The sequence below is a fragment of the Arthrobacter sp. 08Y14 genome, from assembly GCF_002929455.1.
Classification (GTDB): Bacteria; Actinomycetota; Actinomycetes; order Actinomycetales; family Micrococcaceae; genus Arthrobacter_B; species Arthrobacter_B sunyaminii.
Genome location: NZ_PJIX01000075.1, coordinates 1 through 506 on the forward strand (window position 1 = coordinate 1; position 506 = coordinate 506).

The following is a 506-nucleotide window of genomic DNA, read 5'->3' on the forward strand; positions in this document are numbered from 1 at the left end:
GCGTGAAGAACAGCGCATTGTTGCCACCCATGACGGCAAGGGTCGCCGGCTCGGTCAACGAGTTCTGTACGTCGTGAACCCCGATGCTTTTGACCAGGCGGTTGCGGCTCTCCTAGCGCACCTAACAGGAACCGCTGCGGGAGAGTCATAAACTCCCGCAGCGGCCCCGTTCGGTTGCCTAGTTTTCCTCCAGGGCTTCCTTGATTGGTTTGCTCGGTATGTGCTGCTTGGACCGGTAGAGAATCAGGTAGTCCTGAGTCACTTTGTAGTTCGCCTCGGGATAGAACTTGGCCACCTCGGCAAGGTTCTTAATGAATGCCGCTTTGAAATCCCTGTCACGCTCATACTGGGCACCAAACTGGGCGTTGAGCTGCTGCCAGGTGATCCGCACCGGAGCTTTCACGGAAAACAGCCGGTAGACCAGCAACAGATATATGTCCGTCTGGAGCGGGCTTGTCTTGAAAGTTTTGAGGGCCTGAGTGAGTACTGGAAATGACTGCCCTTTG

Annotated in this window: 1 pseudogene; it reads right to left on the reverse strand. The window is 55.7% G+C overall.

From position 1 onward, the window contains the following. Positions 1–178: 178 nt before the first annotated feature. Positions 179–506: pseudogene (locus CXR03_RS18040) on the reverse strand (hypothetical protein); the annotation flags it as partial.